Annotated in this window: 15 protein-coding genes and 1 pseudogene; 9 read left to right on the forward strand and 7 right to left on the reverse strand. The window is 59.9% G+C overall.

Annotation, left to right across the window (positions count from 1 at the left end):
* Both C934_RS35210 and C934_RS0119405 read left to right on the forward strand, forming a co-directional pair.
* Positions 1-233 (forward strand): annotated as a pseudogene (locus C934_RS35210) (IS110 family transposase); the annotation flags it as partial.
* Between the two features lie 185 nt (positions 234-418).
* Positions 419-1,132 (forward strand): ParA family protein, encoded by a 714-nt coding sequence (locus C934_RS0119405; RefSeq protein ID WP_018858289.1) that lies wholly within the window; start codon positions 419-421, stop codon positions 1,130-1,132.
* 72 nt (positions 1,133-1,204) lie between these two features.
* On the opposite strand, the gene C934_RS0119410 is transcribed toward C934_RS0119405, so the two are convergent.
* Complete coding sequence (locus C934_RS0119410; protein ID WP_026371936.1) at positions 1,205-2,557, reverse strand: L,D-transpeptidase family protein; 1,353 nt, start codon at positions 2,555-2,557, stop codon at positions 1,205-1,207.
* Between the two features lie 232 nt (positions 2,558-2,789).
* On the opposite strand from C934_RS0119410, the gene C934_RS0119415 reads away from it, so the two are divergent.
* The 3 genes from C934_RS0119415 to C934_RS0119425 all read left to right on the forward strand — a co-directional run bounded on the left by C934_RS0119415 (position 2,790) and on the right by C934_RS0119425 (position 4,454).
* A complete protein-coding gene (locus C934_RS0119415) occupies positions 2,790-3,629 on the forward strand; it encodes a DUF4432 family protein (RefSeq protein WP_018858291.1) in 840 nt (279 codons plus the stop codon).
* Positions 3,630-3,698: 69 nt separating this feature from the next.
* Positions 3,699-4,037 carry a TIGR01244 family sulfur transferase gene (locus C934_RS0119420; protein WP_018858292.1) on the forward strand — a complete coding sequence of 113 codons (339 nt, stop codon included), beginning with the start codon at positions 3,699-3,701 and terminating at the stop codon, positions 4,035-4,037.
* A gap of 72 nt (positions 4,038-4,109) precedes the next feature.
* Positions 4,110-4,454, forward strand: coding sequence for a RidA family protein (locus C934_RS0119425; protein WP_018858293.1), 345 nt, complete (start codon positions 4,110-4,112; stop codon positions 4,452-4,454).
* Between the two features lie 39 nt (positions 4,455-4,493).
* On the opposite strand, the gene C934_RS0119430 is transcribed toward C934_RS0119425, so the two are convergent.
* From C934_RS0119430 to C934_RS0119445, 4 genes are read right to left on the reverse strand one after another with little or no spacing between them, the layout of a single operon-like run.
* On the reverse strand, positions 4,494-6,152 hold the full coding sequence (locus C934_RS0119430; protein ID WP_018858294.1) for a thiamine pyrophosphate-binding protein: 1,659 nt from the start codon (positions 6,150-6,152) through the stop codon (positions 4,494-4,496).
* Positions 6,149-7,351 carry a CaiB/BaiF CoA transferase family protein gene (locus C934_RS0119435; RefSeq protein ID WP_018858295.1) on the reverse strand — a complete coding sequence of 401 codons (1,203 nt, stop codon included), beginning with the start codon at positions 7,349-7,351 and terminating at the stop codon, positions 6,149-6,151. The genes C934_RS0119430 and C934_RS0119435 overlap by 4 nt, the downstream gene beginning before the upstream one ends.
* Before the next feature lie 18 nt (positions 7,352-7,369).
* Positions 7,370-8,326, reverse strand: a complete 957-nt coding sequence (locus tag C934_RS0119440; RefSeq protein ID WP_026371937.1) for a DMT family transporter — start codon at positions 8,324-8,326, stop codon at positions 7,370-7,372.
* Between the two features lie 16 nt (positions 8,327-8,342).
* Complete coding sequence (locus C934_RS0119445) at positions 8,343-9,272, reverse strand: alpha/beta hydrolase (protein ID WP_026371938.1); 930 nt, start codon at positions 9,270-9,272, stop codon at positions 8,343-8,345.
* A 158-nt stretch (positions 9,273-9,430) separates the two neighbouring features.
* On the opposite strand from C934_RS0119445, the gene C934_RS0119450 reads away from it, so the two are divergent.
* The 4 genes from C934_RS0119450 (at position 9,431) to metF (ending at position 14,117) form a co-directional block, all read left to right on the forward strand.
* Positions 9,431-10,165 carry a ribonuclease T2 family protein gene (locus C934_RS0119450; protein ID WP_018858298.1) on the forward strand — a complete coding sequence of 245 codons (735 nt, stop codon included), beginning with the start codon at positions 9,431-9,433 and terminating at the stop codon, positions 10,163-10,165.
* Positions 10,166-10,374: 209 nt separating this feature from the next.
* A complete protein-coding gene (ettA, locus tag C934_RS0119455) occupies positions 10,375-12,024 on the forward strand; it encodes an energy-dependent translational throttle protein EttA (RefSeq protein ID WP_018858299.1) in 1,650 nt (549 codons plus the stop codon).
* 166 nt (positions 12,025-12,190) lie between these two features.
* Positions 12,191-13,213, forward strand: coding sequence for an ArsR/SmtB family transcription factor (locus C934_RS0119460; protein WP_026371939.1), 1,023 nt, complete (start codon positions 12,191-12,193; stop codon positions 13,211-13,213).
* A 4-nt stretch (positions 13,214-13,217) separates the two neighbouring features.
* Positions 13,218-14,117, forward strand: coding sequence for a methylenetetrahydrofolate reductase [NAD(P)H] (gene metF / locus C934_RS0119465; protein WP_018858301.1), 900 nt, complete (start codon positions 13,218-13,220; stop codon positions 14,115-14,117).
* A gap of 511 nt (positions 14,118-14,628) precedes the next feature.
* Here the strand turns inward: metF and C934_RS0119470 are convergent.
* On the reverse strand, positions 14,629-15,861 hold the full coding sequence (locus C934_RS0119470) for a lytic murein transglycosylase (RefSeq protein WP_018858302.1): 1,233 nt from the start codon (positions 15,859-15,861) through the stop codon (positions 14,629-14,631).
* Between the two features lie 83 nt (positions 15,862-15,944).
* Positions 15,945-16,742: a glycoside hydrolase family 25 protein gene (locus tag C934_RS0119475; RefSeq protein WP_018858303.1), complete on the reverse strand. Its 798-nt coding sequence runs from the start codon at positions 16,740-16,742 to the stop codon at positions 15,945-15,947.
* Between the last annotated feature and the right edge of the window lie 6 nt (positions 16,743-16,748).

Genomic DNA, 16,748 nt, shown 5'->3' on the forward strand with positions numbered 1-16,748 from the left:
GCCTGATGCGTGGCAAGAGGATGATTGCCGGCGGCCGCAAACCAGTGCGCGACGCCCTTTACATCGCCGCCTTGCCCGCCATCCGCTTCGATCCAGCCATGAAGGCCGTCTTCGAACGACTGAAAGCGAAAGGAAAGCCCGGAAAGGTCGCTCTCGTCGCGGTCATGCGAAGGATGATCATAATCCTCAATGCCAAAATGAGAGACTATCGAGCAACGGTGATTGACGCCTAACACCGTTGCTTTTTTATTCGTGGCGTCGTGATTTCGAGGGGATGCAAGAAATGTCAGCCGCAATTTCAGGCGCCGTGTTTAGGAGTTGTTAACCATCATTGTAAAGGATGCATTAACCGCACGATGTTTCGGAAAATGCGCGACAGGGCCATAGAGAGGCTCACTTTTCCCTTCGAGGACCGTCCATGCCAGTCATCACTTTCGCAAACACCAAGGGCGGCGCCGGCAAGACCACAGCCGTGCTTCTTCTCGCCACCGAGCTTGCCCAGAAGGGCTATCGGGTGACAATCCTTGACGCAGATCCGCAGCACTGGATCACGAGATGGCATGAAGTATCCGGGCATGTGGCCAACATCTCGGTCATCGATTTCGTGACGTCGGCGTCGTTGCCGCTGCACATATCGGAAAACAAACACAATACGGACTACTTCATCGTCGATCTGCCCGGTGCGCGTAATCCGCTGCTTGCCACGGCAATCGGCCTCTCCGATCACGTGCTGGTCCCGATCCAGGGATGCGCCATGGACGCTCGGGGCGGCGCGCAGGTTCTCGAATTGCTGCAATATCTGGACGAGAAGGCCGGCATCCGTATTGGGCACTCGGTCGTGTTGACCCGTGTCAACTCGATGGTGACCACACGCGCGCTCTCCATCGTCAAGTCGCTGCTGAGCGAGCGCCAAGTGCCGGTGTTGGATACTGCAATCATCGAGCGGTCTGCCTTCCGAGACATCTTTGACTGTGGGGGCACACTGCATTCCCTCGATCCTGCCCGGGTAAGCAACCTCGACAAGGCGCGCGAGAACGCGCGCTGTTTCGCTGAAGAGATCATGGGCAAGGTCCCGGCAAAGCTCCCGGAGCCGGCGCGCAGCACTGGCCCGTTGATCCGCTCAGCCGCCTAGCGGAAACTGTCTGCTAAACAAAAAAAATGCGCCCTTTGCGGCGCATTTTTTTTGGTGGAATGGCAGGATCGATCAGTCGGTGAATTCGACTGTTACGCCCGGCTTGACCATCTTCGCCAGTTCGGTGGCGTCCCAGTTTGTCAGACGGATACAGCCATGGCTCTGGGTCCGACCGATCTTCGATGGTTCCGGCGTTCCGTGGATACCGTAAGTCGGCTTGGAGAGCGCCATCCAGACCGTGCCGACCGGGCCGTTCGGACCCGGCGGAATGTTCAGGATCTTGTCGTTGGCGCCCTGCTGGAAATTGATCTTCGGATTGTAGGTGTAGCCCGGATTGAAAGCTACGCGCTCGACGGTGACCGTACCCGAAGGCGAGGGCGTATCGGTCGAGCCAATCGAGGCCGGGTAGGCAGCAACCAAATTGCCCGCGTTGTCATAGGCAAAGACCTGCTTGCGGCCCTTGTCGGCAATGATTCGCGCGACCGATCCAGCTTTCACTTCGCCAGGATTGACAACCTTGATGACCGTGCCGGGAACCGTGAAGTCGATGCCCGGATTGATTTCCTTCAGGAAGCCTTCGTCCATATGGAAGCGCTCAGCGAGCATTTCCGTCGTCGAGGTGTAGCCGAGCGACGACATCGCGGCCTTGTGTGCGTAGTCCTCGGGGATCTCCGCGACATAGGGGCCAGCGGCATCCGCAGGCGTGATCGTGTAGCTCACCAGCGGCAGACCGCCGGTCATGCGAAGCTGCTCGAGGATGGCGTCCGTATTGTTCGGGTCGAGAGTCTCACCCGTCATCTGCTGGTAGGCATAGATCGCTTTGGTCACGTTCGCGCCCATGTGGCCATCGATCGCACCTGGGGACACGCCGGCGCGGTCGAGGAACACCTGAAGGGCGACGATCTCGGACTTCGACTTGTTCTTGAGCGTGATCACCGGCTCCTGAGGCGGCTTCGGCTGCGCCATCTCCGGCATTTGCTGGTCCGGCTCGATGGAAGCGTAGTTTTCGCCGCCTTGCGGGTAAGGCTGCTCGTCCAGGGGCTGTCGGTCGATCGCAGCGTCACGCGGGATCGAGCCGGTGACGGCGCCGCGTTCGGAATAGCGCGAATCGCCGTAGGGATCGTCGCCGTAGTAAGCGTCGTTATTGTAGGCATCACGCACGGGCGGGCGCGGGTAGTAACCGCGGGCGCGCATTTCGGTCGCAATCACATTGCCATAGGGATCGACCAGTACGCGGTTACCCCTGCGGTCGCGCGCGTAGGCGGCGCCGGATGGTACGTAGTCGAGGATATCGCCGTTCGGCGCCACGAAGACAATGTCGCCCTGGCGTCCGTTGTAAAACTGCTGCGCATCGGCAGAAGGCGCGACAGCGATGGCGAGCACGGCAGCTGCGGCAGACAATCCCGATCTTACAAAGCGATTCACGTCTTCATATCCTTCAGTGACTTGGCCGACACACACCTGCGAATTTTGACGCTAGTGTGGAATTTATGAAATCGTACTGAACAAAAGATAAATATTTGGTGATTTCTCCTTTGCTCATAAACCTTTGGGGTGAACTGCCGGTTCCCTGAAGCGGCATAGCAGCCGCGATTGACGAATGCCGCTGCGAGACATATCGCTGCATCAGTCGCCAGAACCGGGAGGAAGTTGGACAATGATCGAGTTTGCCGCGGCAAGAGGGCCGAAGCTGATGCTGGACGAGACGTCGCAGATGGATATCGGCGGCTGTATCGTCAATGGTGTCGACATCGCTCCCAAGAAGGCGGTCCCCGATGACGGCGACGCGCGCATCTCGCATTCTGTCGAAGGCTTTCTCTTTACCTGCGGACCGGACCATATCCGTCACCGCGAGCCGATTCCGGGTCGCGCAGACGGCAAGGTCTATCCTTTGCATGGATCGGGCCCTGGTCATGCAGCCAGGATCCTCTGGACGAAATTCGAGAATGGGAATGCCGAGTGCCGGGCGGATATCGATATCGTAACGGTCGAAGGCTTGCCGGCTCGAATTGAACGCCATTGGTTCATCAACGGTCAGACAGGCGAGGTCAGTCTTAAAGACAAGGTCGTCAACACCAGCGACAAGGTCGTGCCGACTTTCCTGATGTACCATATGAATATTGGCGGCAAGTGGTTCGATGCCGGCACGCGCCTCGAAGGCAAGATGCTCGAGGGTGGCGGCTTCCCCTGGAATTTTGGTGAAGAGCCGGGTGGCATCTTCTGCGTTAAGGCGCCGGCAACGGACAGCGGTTTTGCCGAGGTGCGTCTTGGCCCGATAGCCGCGATCGGCGGCAAGGTCCTCCGAGTGCGGGTCCTTGCCGAGACGTTGCCGCACCTGCAGGTCTGGCGCAATCAGAAGGCACCTGCCGACGTCCTCGGCATCGAGCCGGTGTCGCATCGCTGGGTATCTCGCTCCGAGCTGGAAGCAGCGGGTGAGTTCATCATGCTGAAGCCCGGCGAGAGCCGAAATTATGCGCTCAGCTTTGCCTTCGTGTGAGTGATCTGCGGTTGACGCTTGGCATGGGGCGGCGTAGTCATTCAGCCCATGATTTCAGGAGGATTAGCGATGGACATTCGCCAAATCGACGACGAATATTCGGTTTCCGGACAGATTTCGGTCGAGGATCTCGATCAGATCAAGGCCATGGGCTTCAAATCGATCGTTTGTAATCGCCCGGACGGCGAAAGCCCGGATCAGACGCCTTATGCCCTGGTCGAAGCGCGCGCAAAGGAACTCGGCCTCGATATCGCACACGTGCCGGTCGGCCCGATGGGCGTCAACGAAGAGGCGATTGCCGGGATGGTCGACGCGCTTGATGAGTTCCCGCGTCCGATGCTCGGCTATTGCCGCTCCGGTGCCCGTTCGACCGCGATCTATCAGAAGACGCAGCACATCCGCGCATAACACAATCACTGACCCGAGTCCGACGCCGCTTCTTTCCAGCGGCGTCTTTCATTTCACCAATAGGAGACAATCATGAGCATTAAGCGCATCGACGTTGGCGCCCGCATGAGCGGCGCGGTCGTCCACGGCAACACGGTCTACCTCGCAGGTCAGGTCGGCGAAGGCGAAAGCGTCACCGAACAGTGCAAGTCGGCACTGGCTGAAGTCGATCGTCTGCTCGCTGCGGCCGGTTCGAACAAGTCGAAGATCCTGCAGACGCTGATCTATCTCTCCGACATGTCCTACTTTGCCGAAATGAACGCTGCCTGGGAAGCCTGGGTCGACCCGGCCAACACGCCGGCTCGCGCTACCAGCGAAGCCAAGCTTGCTGCACCGAAGTACAAGGTCGAGTTCACGGTTACCGCCGCCCTCGACTAAGTCGACGGTGTTGTAATCTCGAAGGCCGGTGGGTTTTACTCACCGGCTTTTTGTTTGGGCAATTTCCGAAAGGGTACGTGTCGGCGTAATTGCTTCCGGATCGAGCCTTACCTCGATGATCGAGGGCTTGCCGCTTGCCCGCGCGCGTTCGAAGGCGGCGGCGAAGCTTTCCGTCGTCTCGACGGTTTCCCCATGGCCGCCATAAGCACGCGCAAGTGAAGCAAAGTCCGGGTTGGTCAGGTCGGTGCCGCTGACGCGGCCGGGATATTCCCGCTCCTGATGCATGCGGATGGTGCCATAGATGCCGTTGTTGATGACGATCGCGATGATCGGCAGGCCATAGCGTACGGCAGTCGCAAACTCCTGGCCGTGCATCAGGAAGCAGCCGTCTCCGGCGAAGCAGATGACCTCGCGTTCGGGAAAGAGCTGCTTGGCCGCGACAGCGGCCGGCAGGCCGTAGCCCATGGAACCTGATGTCGGGGCTGCCTGGGTGTTGAACTGGCGGAAGCGATGGAAACGATGGAGCCAGGTGGAATAGTTTCCCGCGCCGTTGGTGAAGATCGCATCGGGGCGTGTGTTTTCTTCGATCCACTCCATGATCGGTCCCATGTGGACCGGTCCCGGGCCGCTCTGCGGCGGTGTCGACCAGGTGATGTAGGCTTGGTGCATCCGTTCAGTGCGCTCCGCCCATCTGAGTTCGCTTGGCGCCTCGAGATCAGCAAGATCCGCCACGAAGTCACTCGGGCTCGCGCAGATTGCCAGGTCGGGGCGATAGACACGGCCGAGTTCTGAAGGATCGGGATGAATGTGGACGAGCGATTGCTGTGGGTAGGGGATGTCGATCAGCGTATAGCCGGAGGAGGGCATTTCCGACATCCGGCCGCCGAGCAGGATCAGCAGGTCGCTCTCCTTGATTTCCTTCGCCAGCGCAGGGTTGACGCCGATGCCAACATCCCCGGCATAGTTCGGGTGTAGGTGATCAAACAGCATCTGCCGGCGGAAGGAGCATCCGACGGGGAGCGCGAAGCGTTCCGAGAAGGCTTTCAGGTCGGCGACCGCATCCGCATCCCAGCGCGTGCCGCCGACGATGACCATCGGTCGCTCCGCCTTCAGCAGGCGAAGATAGAAGTCGTCAATCTGGCGGCGGCCGGGATGGGCTTCGACGCGCGAATAGCGTTTTGCGCGGGGCGCCTCCACCTCGTCTCGCAGCATGTCCTCAGGCAGTGACAACACAACAGGGCCGGGACGACCGGATGTTGCGATCGCAAAGGCGCGGGTGACGAACTCCGGAATGCGAGCCGCGTCGTCGATCTCGCCGACCCATTTGCTGAATTCGGTGAGGGCGCGGCGATACTCAACCTCCTGGAAAGCCTCCCGCTCGCGGGCATCGCGCTGGACCTGCCCGATGAAGAGGATCATCGGGATGGAATCCTGCCTGGCAATGTGCAAACCCGCCGTTGCATTGGTGGAGCCCGGGCCGCGGGTGACCATGCAGATGCCGGGCTCGCCGGTGAGCCTGCCCCAGGCATCCGCCATCATGGCCGCGCCGCCTTCCTGTCGGCAGACCACCACGTCGATGTCGCTGTCATAAAGCGCATCGAGGACGGCAAGGAAACTCTCGCCGGGTACGCAGGAGAGGCGTTTCACCCCATTTGCTTTCAGGGCCTCGACGATCAGTTCCCCGCCGGTCTTCTTCATGATGCTCTTTTCCCCTCCAGTTCGGCGAGTTCCGCCAGAACTTCCTCCTGATGCTCTCCCAGCCTCGGGCTCGGCCGCTCGTAGCGCAAAGGCGTTTGCGACAGCACGACCGGCGTCCTCACACCGGGAATGACGGTACCCTTTGCGTCGGCGAGATCTACCCGCAACCCACGCGCCTGGATTTGCGGATCCTCAAACATTTCTTCGATTGTATTGATCGCACCGGCCGGAACCGCATCCGCCTCACAGGCTTTCAACAGGTCGGCTTTCTGCCATTTCAGCGTTTCGGTGGAAACCAGCTTGCGTACCTCGTCGCGGTTCGCGACTCGCGCCTTGTTCGTGGAATAGCGTGCATCGTCGGCAATGCCCTGGAGGCCGAGGATCGCGCAGAGGCGGCGGAACTGGCCGTCATTGCCCACTGCGAGGATCAGATAGCCATCGGCGGCGGGGACGACTTCATAGGGCGAGATATTCGGATGCGCGTTCCCAAGCCGGGTCGGGGCTCGGCCAGAAACGAGATAATTCATGTTTTGGTTGGCGAGCACGGCGGATTGTACGTCGAGTAGCGCCATATCGACCAGCTGACCTTCGCCGGTCTTCTGCGCGTGGATGAGGGCGGCCTCGATGGCTGCGACGGCATAAATACCGGTAAAGACGTCGGCGATCGCGACGCCCGCTTTCATCGGCTGTCCGTCCGGCTCGCCGGTGATCGACATGAAGCCGGACATGCCCTGAACGATATAGTCGTAACCTGCCAGGCTGGCATAGGGACCGTTCTGGCCGAAGCCGGTGATCGAGCAATAGACAAGCTTCGGATTGATCTTTTTCAGGCTCTCATAATCGAGACCGTATTTCACAAGGCCGCCGAGCTTGAAGTTCTCGATGACGACGTCGGCCGTGGCGATAAGGCGGCGGACGAGGGCCTGATCCTCTTCGCGCTTCAGGTCGGCGGTGATCGAACGCTTGCCGCGGTTGGCAGCGTGGTAATAGGCCGCAGAGAGGTTTTCGCCGTCGGCACCTTCGACAAAGGGGGGCCCCCAATGCCGCGTGTCGTCGCCTCCATCGGGGTTTTCGACCTTAATCACGTCGGCACCGAGATCGGCCAGCATCTGGCCCGCCCATGGCCCGGCAAGCACTCGCGCAAGCTCGATGACGCGTATGCCTGATAGCGGCGGTTTTTGGAGCTGATTGTCTGTCATGTTCCTCCCACGATCAGATCAGGGCGCCAGGGCCGATTGAGGTGTATCGGATACGGGCTTCGATGCAAAGCGGCGCTCGCGCCAGATGATGTACAAGCCCGATGCGATAATGATCAGGATACCGACCCACTTGAGCGCATCCGGAAAGTCATCGAATACGAGCCAGGCGAAAAAGGTCGCCGACACGATCTCGAAATACTGCAGTGGTGCCAAAATGGAGGCAGGTGCTGCACGATAGGCATAGACGCCGAAGATGCCGGCAATGGCCGCCGTGACACCGACGCCGACCAGATAGAAGTAGCCCCGGCCATCCGGCATCACCGCGTCGAAGATGTCGGAACCTGTGCCGCTGCCAAAGGCAAGCAGGATCGCGCAGAACAGCAGACCCCAGATGCCCATCTGAAGCTGCATCGCCCACGGATCTTCTCGGTGCGAAAGCACGCGGGTCATCAAGGCGAAGATGGCGATGCAGAAAGCGCTGACGACGGGCAGAAGCGCGACGTAGCCGACCTCTTGAAAGCTCGGCTGGATAATCAGCATCGCGCCGAAGAAGCCGACGCCGCAGGCAATGTAGCGGCGCCAGCCGATCGTCTCCTTGAGGAAGATACTGCTCAGGATCGTCAATATGATCGGCTCGACGAAGAAAATCGCGATGGCGTCAGCAACCGGCATGAACTTCAGCGTCGTAACAAAGGAGACCATGGAAATGGTAATGATGGCGCCTCGGATGGCGTGAAAGATATTGGCTCGCCAGGAGAAGGTCTTCCAGCTTCCTCGCCAGACAACGATCGGTAACATGCAGAGAGCCTGCACCACAAAGCGGGCGGCGGTGATTTCCGCTGCAGGAATCGTAGCGATCGCGAGCTTGGAAAAGATGTCGATGATCGGGGACACCAGCACCGACAGGAACATCAGGAGAATGCCGGTCGAAACCTCCGAAGCGGAGGCAGAACGGGACGAAATGCCATTGCTCATCGCGAAACCCTTCAGTTCAGGATCTTGCGATCGCTTCGTCGCACCAGTCGGCGAATGCGGCGATGGCCGCGTCCGCTCCAATTTCATTCAGCGTTTCGTGGCGCATGTCCTGATATATCTGTGTCCTGATACGGGAGAAGCCGTGAGCTTTCAAATGCTTTGACAGCCAGATCACCGCTTTTCCGTTATCTGTTGCCGGATCCTGTCCGCCACCGACAAGGTGGATCGGCGTGTGCTTCGGCAGCCGGTCCAGTTGCGCCTCTTGTGGTGCGCGAAACGTCATCTCGAAAATATCGAGCCAGAGCGACACGGAAGCATCGAAGCCACACAGAGGGTCAGCAATGTATTTGTCGACCTCAACAGGATCGCGGCTTAGCCAGTCGAACTCGGTTCGACGGTTGGCAATGGACTTCCCCCAGGTGCCGAAGGTGAGCTTCGGTAGGATGCCGCTTGGAACATCGGAGCCCTTAAGGGCTCGTTCTGCCAACAGGACCGCCTGGGCGGCCCGTCCCGATAGGCCCGGGTTGAAATTCGAATTCCAGACGGCAATGGCGTCATATTTCTCCGGATAGGTGATCGCCGCGTTGAGCGCGATGAGCCCGCCCATCGAGTGCCCGAAGAGGATGACGGGGAGGCCGGGATATTGCTTTACGGCAAGCTCGCGGACAGAGCCGACATCGTCGATAACCTGTCGCATGCCGTTGCGGCGGGAAAAACGCCCGATTGGCGCATCCGGGCCAGTCGTTTCGCCGTGCCCACGGTGATCGAAGGCGAACACATGGTAGCCGCGGGCTGCCATCGCTGCCGCAAAACGGGAGTAACGTCTGGAATGCTCGGCCAGCCCATGAGACACAAGGAGAATTCCGCGTGCCTCGGATTGCGCCGGCTCATGATGAAAGGCGAGTGAAGCGTCCGCCGTTTCAAGGCGTTGCGTTTCTGCGAACATCATATCCTCCCGTTGCCGGGAGAAGACCAGATCGGCCGTGAAAAGCAACACGCCCAGATATTTATGCCAAGGGATTTTTCGTACCCTACGGATTGAGGGTTGTGAAAACAAACGCGGCGTGATTTCCTGTTCATGAATTGTTCTTTGTGGGGGTGAGAATGAGCAATCCATTTCTGCGCATGGCTGTAGTCTTGATAGGAATTGCGGCCGCTGGCGTTGCGGGAGCCCAGGACGGCGGCGGAAGGACGCGCTTCATTCTGGCGGCCAGCTGGCAACCCGCGTTCTGTGAAACCAACCAGCGCAAGCCGGAATGCCGCAGCCAGACCAGGGAGAGGTTTGACGCGACCAATTTTTCGCTGCACGGGCTCTGGCCGATGCGGAAGGACTATTGCGACGTCTCTGGTACCCTGCGGAGCGCCGACAAGGACGGCGAGTGGGGGAGGCTGCCTGAGGTAGAGCTTTCGGCGGAGACCAAGACAGCCCTCGATAAGGCGATGCCCGGTACGCAATCCGGCCTGGAGCGGCATGAGTGGACCAAGCACGGCACCTGCACGAAGATGAGCGCCGACGACTATTTCAGCGCGTCGGTTCGGTTGATCAACGAGCTGAACGCCTCGGCAGTCCGCGATCTGTTCGCGACCAATATCGGCAAGCCACTGACGGCGGAGGCGATCAAGGCGGCTTTCGACAAGAGCTTCGGCCCCGGTGCCGGCGATCGCGTCAAGATGAGCTGCCGACGGGCCAGCGGAGGCCGCGTTATCAGCGAACTTACTATCGGGCTGTCGGAGGGCGCGACATCGAACGAGCAAGCAAGCCTTCGTGACCTTATCCAGGGGGCAGGGCGGACGTCGTTCGGCTGCAATGAGGGCGTCGTGGACGCTGCAGGGTTCTGAGACTGCCTCTCATCGAAAACGAGCCTTCGTCCGTCCACGCGCCGCGACTAGCTGCGCCTTGATCATGCGACGCTACGGTAGAGGAGCGTGCCGAGTTCGGCTATGAATGCTGCAAAAGCCTCTGGTTTTTGGCCGCCGCGCGTTGCTCCTTGGCCCCAATTCGCCTAAATAGCGGCAAAACTCAAATTCCCGCGCGGAGCGAATTATCTATGGCACGTCAGTTCATCTACCATATGGCCGGCCTCAACAAGGCGTACGGCAACAAGAAGGTGTTGGAAAATATCCACCTTTCTTTCTATCCGGATGCCAAGATCGGTATCCTCGGCCCGAACGGTGCTGGTAAGTCGACCGTTCTGCGCATCATGGCAGGCCTCGACAAGGAATATACCGGCGAGGCGTGGCTCGCCGAAGGCGCTACCCTTGGCTACCTCGCGCAGGAGCCGCAACTCGATGCGTCGAAGACGGTCCTTGAGAACGTCATGGAAGGCGTTGCGCCGAAGAAGGCGATCCTCGATCGCTACAACGAGTTGATGATGAACTATTCCGACGAGACCGCGGAAGAGGGCGCCAAGCTCCAGGACGTCATTGACAGCCAGAATCTCTGGGACCTTGAAAGCCAGGTCGAAATGGCCATGGACGCGCTGCGCTGCCCGCCAGGCGACTCTTCGGTCGAGAAGCTCTCCGGCGGCGAAAAGCGCCGCGTGGCGCTCTGCCGCCTGTTGTTGGCGCAGCCCGACCTGCTGCTGCTCGACGAACCAACCAACCACCTCGACGCCGAGACGATTGCCTGGCTTGAAAAACATTTGCGCCAATACCCCGGCTCGGTCCTGATGATCACCCACGATCGCTACTTCCTCGACAACGTCACGGGCTGGATCCTCGAACTCGACCGTGGTCGCGGTATCCCCTACGAGGGCAACTACTCCGCCTATCTTCAATCGAAGGCCAAGCGCATGCAGCAGGAGGGCCGCGAAGAGGCCTCCCGCCAGAAGGCGATCAGCCGCGAGCAGGAATGGATGGCCGCCAGCCCGAAGGCCCGCCAGGCAAAGTCCAAGGCGCGTATCCGTGCCTATGACGAGTTGGTCGCGGCGGCAGAGGCCCGTCGCCCCGGCGATGCGCAGATCGTCATCCCGGTCGGCGAGCGCCTTGGCCAGGTGGTCATCGAAGCCGAGAACCTCACCAAGGGCTACGGCGATACCGTGCTCATCGAGAACCTCACCTTCAAGCTGCCGCCCGGCGGTATCGTCGGCGTCATCGGTCCGAACGGCGCCGGCAAGACGACGCTGTTCCGTATGATCACGGATCAGGAAAAGCCCGATAGCGGCGAGATCCGTATCGGCGAGACCGTTGATCTCGGCTATGTCGACCAGAGCCGCGACGCACTCGACGGCAACAAGACGGTCTGGGAGGAAATCTCCGGCGGCAACGACATCATCAAGCTCGGCAAGCATGAAGTGAACAGCCGTGCCTATTGCGGCGCCTTCAACTTCAAGGGCGGCGACCAGCAGCAGAAGGTCGGCACGCTTTCCGGCGGTCAGCGCAACCGCGTTCACCTTGCCAAGATGCTGAAGGCCGGCGGCAACGTCATCCTGCTCGACGAACCGACCAACGACCTCGATACGGAAACGTTGGCAGCACTCGAGGATGCGCTCGAAAACTTCGCCGGTTGCGCCGTCATCATCAGCCACGATCGCATGTTCCTCGACCGTCTGGCGACGCACATCCTCGCCTTTGAAGGCGACAGCCATGTCGAGTGGTTCGAAGGCAATTTCGAAGACTACGAAAAGGACAAGATGCGCCGTCTCGGTGTCGATTCGATCAATCCGCATCGGGTGACTTACAAGCGCCTGACGCGCTGATCACCCAATATCGCGTTGGAGACCTGGAAGCCCCGGTTCGCCGGGGCTTTTTTGCGCGCGTCGATGTCGTGATCCGAGCAGCTAATTTCGTGAACGGAGGGAATTGCGGCTTGCCACGCCCAATCGTTTCACATAAAGATATCTTTATATGTTGATTGGATCGAGTATGGGTGAGCCTATCAGACTTGGATTGGATGCATTGGTGGACGTCCTCAGGGCGGCCGGCGAGCCGACGCGTCTTCGCCTGCTGGCGCTCCTTGCAGCAGGGGACCTGACGGTCACCGATCTTACAGAAATCCTTGGCCAATCCCAACCACGCATCTCTCGCCACCTCAAGCTGCTTGGCGAAGCGGACCTCATCGACCGTTACCAGGAGGGCGCTTGGGCCTATTTCCGGCTTCGGCAGGATGGCAAGGCGGCCACGTTCGTGCGTAGCCTGCTGGCTCATGCCTCCGAGAACGATGCTGTGATCCTGCGTGACAGCGAACGGTTGGCGGCGGTCAAGCGCCAGCGGGCCGAGCGGGCACAGGCCTATTTCAGCCGCAATGCCGCCGAGTGGGACGAACTTCGCCGTCTGCATGCCGCTGACGAAGAGGTCGATGCCGCGGTCATTCGGCTGCTCGGCAGCCAGCCCATAGACTCGCTTCTCGACCTCGGCACCGGAACGGGTCGCATCCTCGAGCTTCTATCTGGCCTCTATCGCCGGGCGATCGGCGTCGACGCCAGCCGCGACATGCTGAGCGTGGCGCGCGCCAACCTCGACAAGTCAGGGATTACCAAGGCATCCGTCCGACACGCCGATATCCTGAACCTGCCGTTCGAGGCGCAGGATTTCGACGTGGTGACGATCCACCAGGTACTGCATTTCTTCGACCAGCCCGAGATCGCGATCGGCGAGGCAGCGCGCATGCTGCGGCCAGGCGGGCGGTTGGTCATCATCGATCTTGCCCCGCATGGGCTGGAGTATCTTCGCGACGAGCATGCGCATGTTCGCCTCGGCTTTTCGCATCAGTCGATGTCCGACTGGCTGCGCAAGGCTGGGCTGGATGTCGAGCAGGTCGTCGATCTTCATCCGGGTCATGAAAGCGGGCAGGGGCTCACCGTCACTGTCTGGCTTGCGCGCGACCCCCGGCGCCTTATGGCCTCCGCAGCGAGCGAAGGCGCCGAACCCATACTTGCCGGGAGATAATCATATGGCTTTGAACAGCGACGCGCGCCGCAAAATCGGCATTTCCTTCGAGTTCTTTCCGCCTAAGTCGGAAGAGATGGAAGGTCAGCTGTGGAATACGGTCACCGATCTGCAGGACTGGAATCCCGACTTCGTATCGGTGACCTATGGCGCCGGTGGCACCACCAAGGCGCCTACACTGGCGACTGTCTCACGGTTCCTTTCCGAAACCCCGCTCGCCACGGCGTCGCATCTCACCTGCGTCGGCGCGACGAAGGACGAAACGCATAGCGTCATCGACAGCTTCCGCAAGGTTGGCGTGAAGCATTTCGTGGCGCTGCGTGGCGATGCTCCGGGCGGCGTTGGCGCGCCCTATCAGCCGCATCCCGGCGGCTATGCGAATGCGGCGGCATTGGTTGCCGGTCTGCGTGAGATCGGCGATTTCGAGATTTCGGTGTCGGCCTACCCGGAAAAGCATCCGGAAAGCCGCGATACCACCGCCGACATCGAGATGCTGAAGCAGAAGGCGGATAACGGCGCGACCCGCGCGCTGACGCAGTTCTTCTTCGATAACGACAATTTCGAGCGCTACCTGGAAAAGGTGCGGGTTGCGGGCATCAAGATCCCGGTTGTGCCGGGCATCATGCCGATCCAGAACCTGACGCAGCTGAAGCGCTTCGCCGGTGCCTGCGGCACGGTCATCCCTGCATTTCTCGATGAACGCTTTGCAGGCTACGACGACAAGCCGGAAGAAAGAGCCAAGGTTGCCGCTGAGGTTGCCGCCGAACAGATCGAGGATCTGGCTCGCCGCGGGCTCACCGATTTCCACCTTTACACGATGAACCGGGCGCCGCTCGTTTCGGCCGTGCTGACCAATCTCGGCTTCACACGGGAAGGCGCCAGCAAGGCTGGCGCTGCCGCGTAGGCTGCTCCGTCAGTGACGACAAAAAGAAAAGCGCATCTCCTCGTGGGATGCGCTTTTCTGATTCATTGAACTGTTTCGCTACTCAGGAGTCTCGGTACTGTTCGCTTGCCTCGGCGTTCAGATGAAAAGCATTGTCAATACAAATGCAAACGCCGCGCTGACCAAAAGGACATTCAAGGATTGTGTAAGTCCCATGTCTGTCTCCTCGCGTTAACAGTTGCGATAATATGTCGTGATTGTGTCGCTTGGAAAGCGGATTTTATATTGCGCTGCGGCGAAAATGTCACATTGCGGCCGTGATGCTTTCTTTAATTTGTTGAAATCGCAAGATAAATCTCCGTGGAAAAATATTCACAGATTTTAACCGGCCGTTAAGGTCGGCGATCCAGCCTTCACACTTGCGGCAAGATGAAGGCTTTGCCTGAAGCGCCTGAAACCATGGAACAATCCCCGAAAATGAAAAGGCCGGGTGCGAAACCCGGCCTTAAAGTGCTCGCTTGAGGAAACGTGATCAGAGCGAGTTGAGGAGCGTCGGCGTTGCCCAGCCATCGGCGGGAATACCGAGACGCTGCTGCTCCTTCTGGATGGCGACGCGCGTGCCTGAACCAAGGATGCCGTCGACCTTGCCGACGTCGTGACCGAGCGTTCCGAGCTTGGTCTGCAGTTCCTTCATCTGGTCGTTGGAAAGTCCCTGTTCGGGCGTGCCCTTGAGATAGGTCTCAGCGCCGGCAAGGCGTGTCGCGAAATAGGCGGCCGAGGTCGTGTAGATGAACGACTTGTTCCATTCGAGATAGATCTGGAAATTCGGATAGGCAATGAAGGTCGGGCCAAGGCGACCCTGCGGCAGTATCAGGTCGCCATGCAGGTTGCCGAAGCTCGTGTTGCCATCGCGCGGCTTGACGCCAAGGGCGAACCACTCACCGGCCGTCAGTGGGCCACCGATACCGGATTTCTCCCAGGGGAGGTTCTCGGGAAGCGTGACTTCCTGGATCCACGGCTGGCCCTTCTGGAAGCCGAGATGCTGGATGAACTTGGCCGCAGTCAGAATGGCGTCGGGGCCGCTCTGCTTGAGGCGGACGTGACCATCGCCGTCGCCGTCCATGCCATAGGCGACTATGTCACGAGGCAGCATCTGGACCTGGCCGATCTCGCCGGCCCAGGCACCGGTGTTGGTTGCCGGGTCGAGGTCGCCATGCTGAACCATTTCGATGAGGGCGATCAGCTGCGGACGGAAAAGCTCCGGACGGCGGCAGTCGTGAGCCAGGGTCACGAGGGCGTTGCGGGTGTTGAAGTCGCCCTGTACGGCGCCGAAGTCGGTTTCCATCGCCCAGAAGGCGGTGATAACCCCTGCGGGTACACCAAATTCCTGCTCAGCACGGGCGAAGACATCTGCGTATTGCTTCATCTTCTGGCGGCCAATGTCGAGCCGGCCCTGGCTGACAGTGCGTTGCGAGAATTCCAGGAAAGTCTGCTTGAACACGCCCTGAGCGCGGTCGCGGCTCAAGACCTTCTGGTCGATCTGTGCGCCTTCCAGAGCCTTGTCAGCAGCTTCGGCCGATGCGCCCGCTGCGATGGCGTCGGCCTTTACGCCGGCCAAGAATTCGCTGAGGTCGCCGTCACATGCTACCGCCGGTGTCTGCGAAGCCGGGGCACTCGGTGCCGGCGTCTGCGCGGCTGCGCCGGTCGCCAGACCGGCAGCGAAAAGGAGTGCAAGTGCCGTGCGGCTTGCGGGCGAGACGTACATAGTTTCGATCCTCGTCATAAAATGGAATTTCCGTCGATTTCCCAAATGATTGTGACGGAAGCAAGAAAGACGAGGCGACGTTACTAAGAATTTGTGTCCTTTGATACAGCCGCTACCCAGTTGTGCCAATTCTGGGTCGATCCGGCAAAGACATTGATGTCCGTTGGACCCTTGATACCGGGGATGACGCCCGTCGACGTGTATTGCCAGAAGGCCCAACGGCGGTCGGCATAGGTGACTTCGGGATGCTTGGCGGTGGAGCGGACCCAGAAGTGGTAATTCTGGAAGTAGCCGACGAGATTGTCGCGGTGGAAGTCTACCGAGGTATAGATGATCGGCCGCTTGCCGTAATGGGCCTCGAGGCGATCCATGAAGCGCTGAAGCTGGGCGCGGACCGTCGCCGGATCGGGGCGATAGCGGCATGTCTTCGATTCCGCATTCCATTCGGCGTCGAGGACCGGCGGCAGGCGCATGGATTCCTTGGGCACGTTACGGATAAACCAGTCAGCCTGCTCATCGGGCGTCGAGCAGAAATAGTAGAAATGATAGGGAGCGTGCGGAATGCCGACGGCGCGGGCGCGCTGCCAGTATTCGTTGAAGCGCGGATCGATGCGGTCCTTGCCTTCGGTCGCCTTGATGAAGGCGAAAGCAACGCCGGAACCCTTGACCGTCTGCCAGTCGATATTGCCCTGCCACTTCGACACGTCGATACCGTGGATCGGCTGCTGCTCAGGATGCTTTGATCCGAAGTCCTGGGGATCGGTGTCCTTGAAGCGCGTCTTTGGCTTCACGGACGCTGTTTCGAGAAAATCATAGCCCGATGACGTGCATCCGGCGAGCATGACAGCCAACGGCAAAACGCAAAACAGAAGCCGGCGCATAGATGT

This window comes from Rhizobium sp. 42MFCr.1 (assembly GCF_000377185.1).
Lineage (GTDB): Bacteria > Pseudomonadota > Alphaproteobacteria > Rhizobiales > Rhizobiaceae > Rhizobium > Rhizobium altiplani.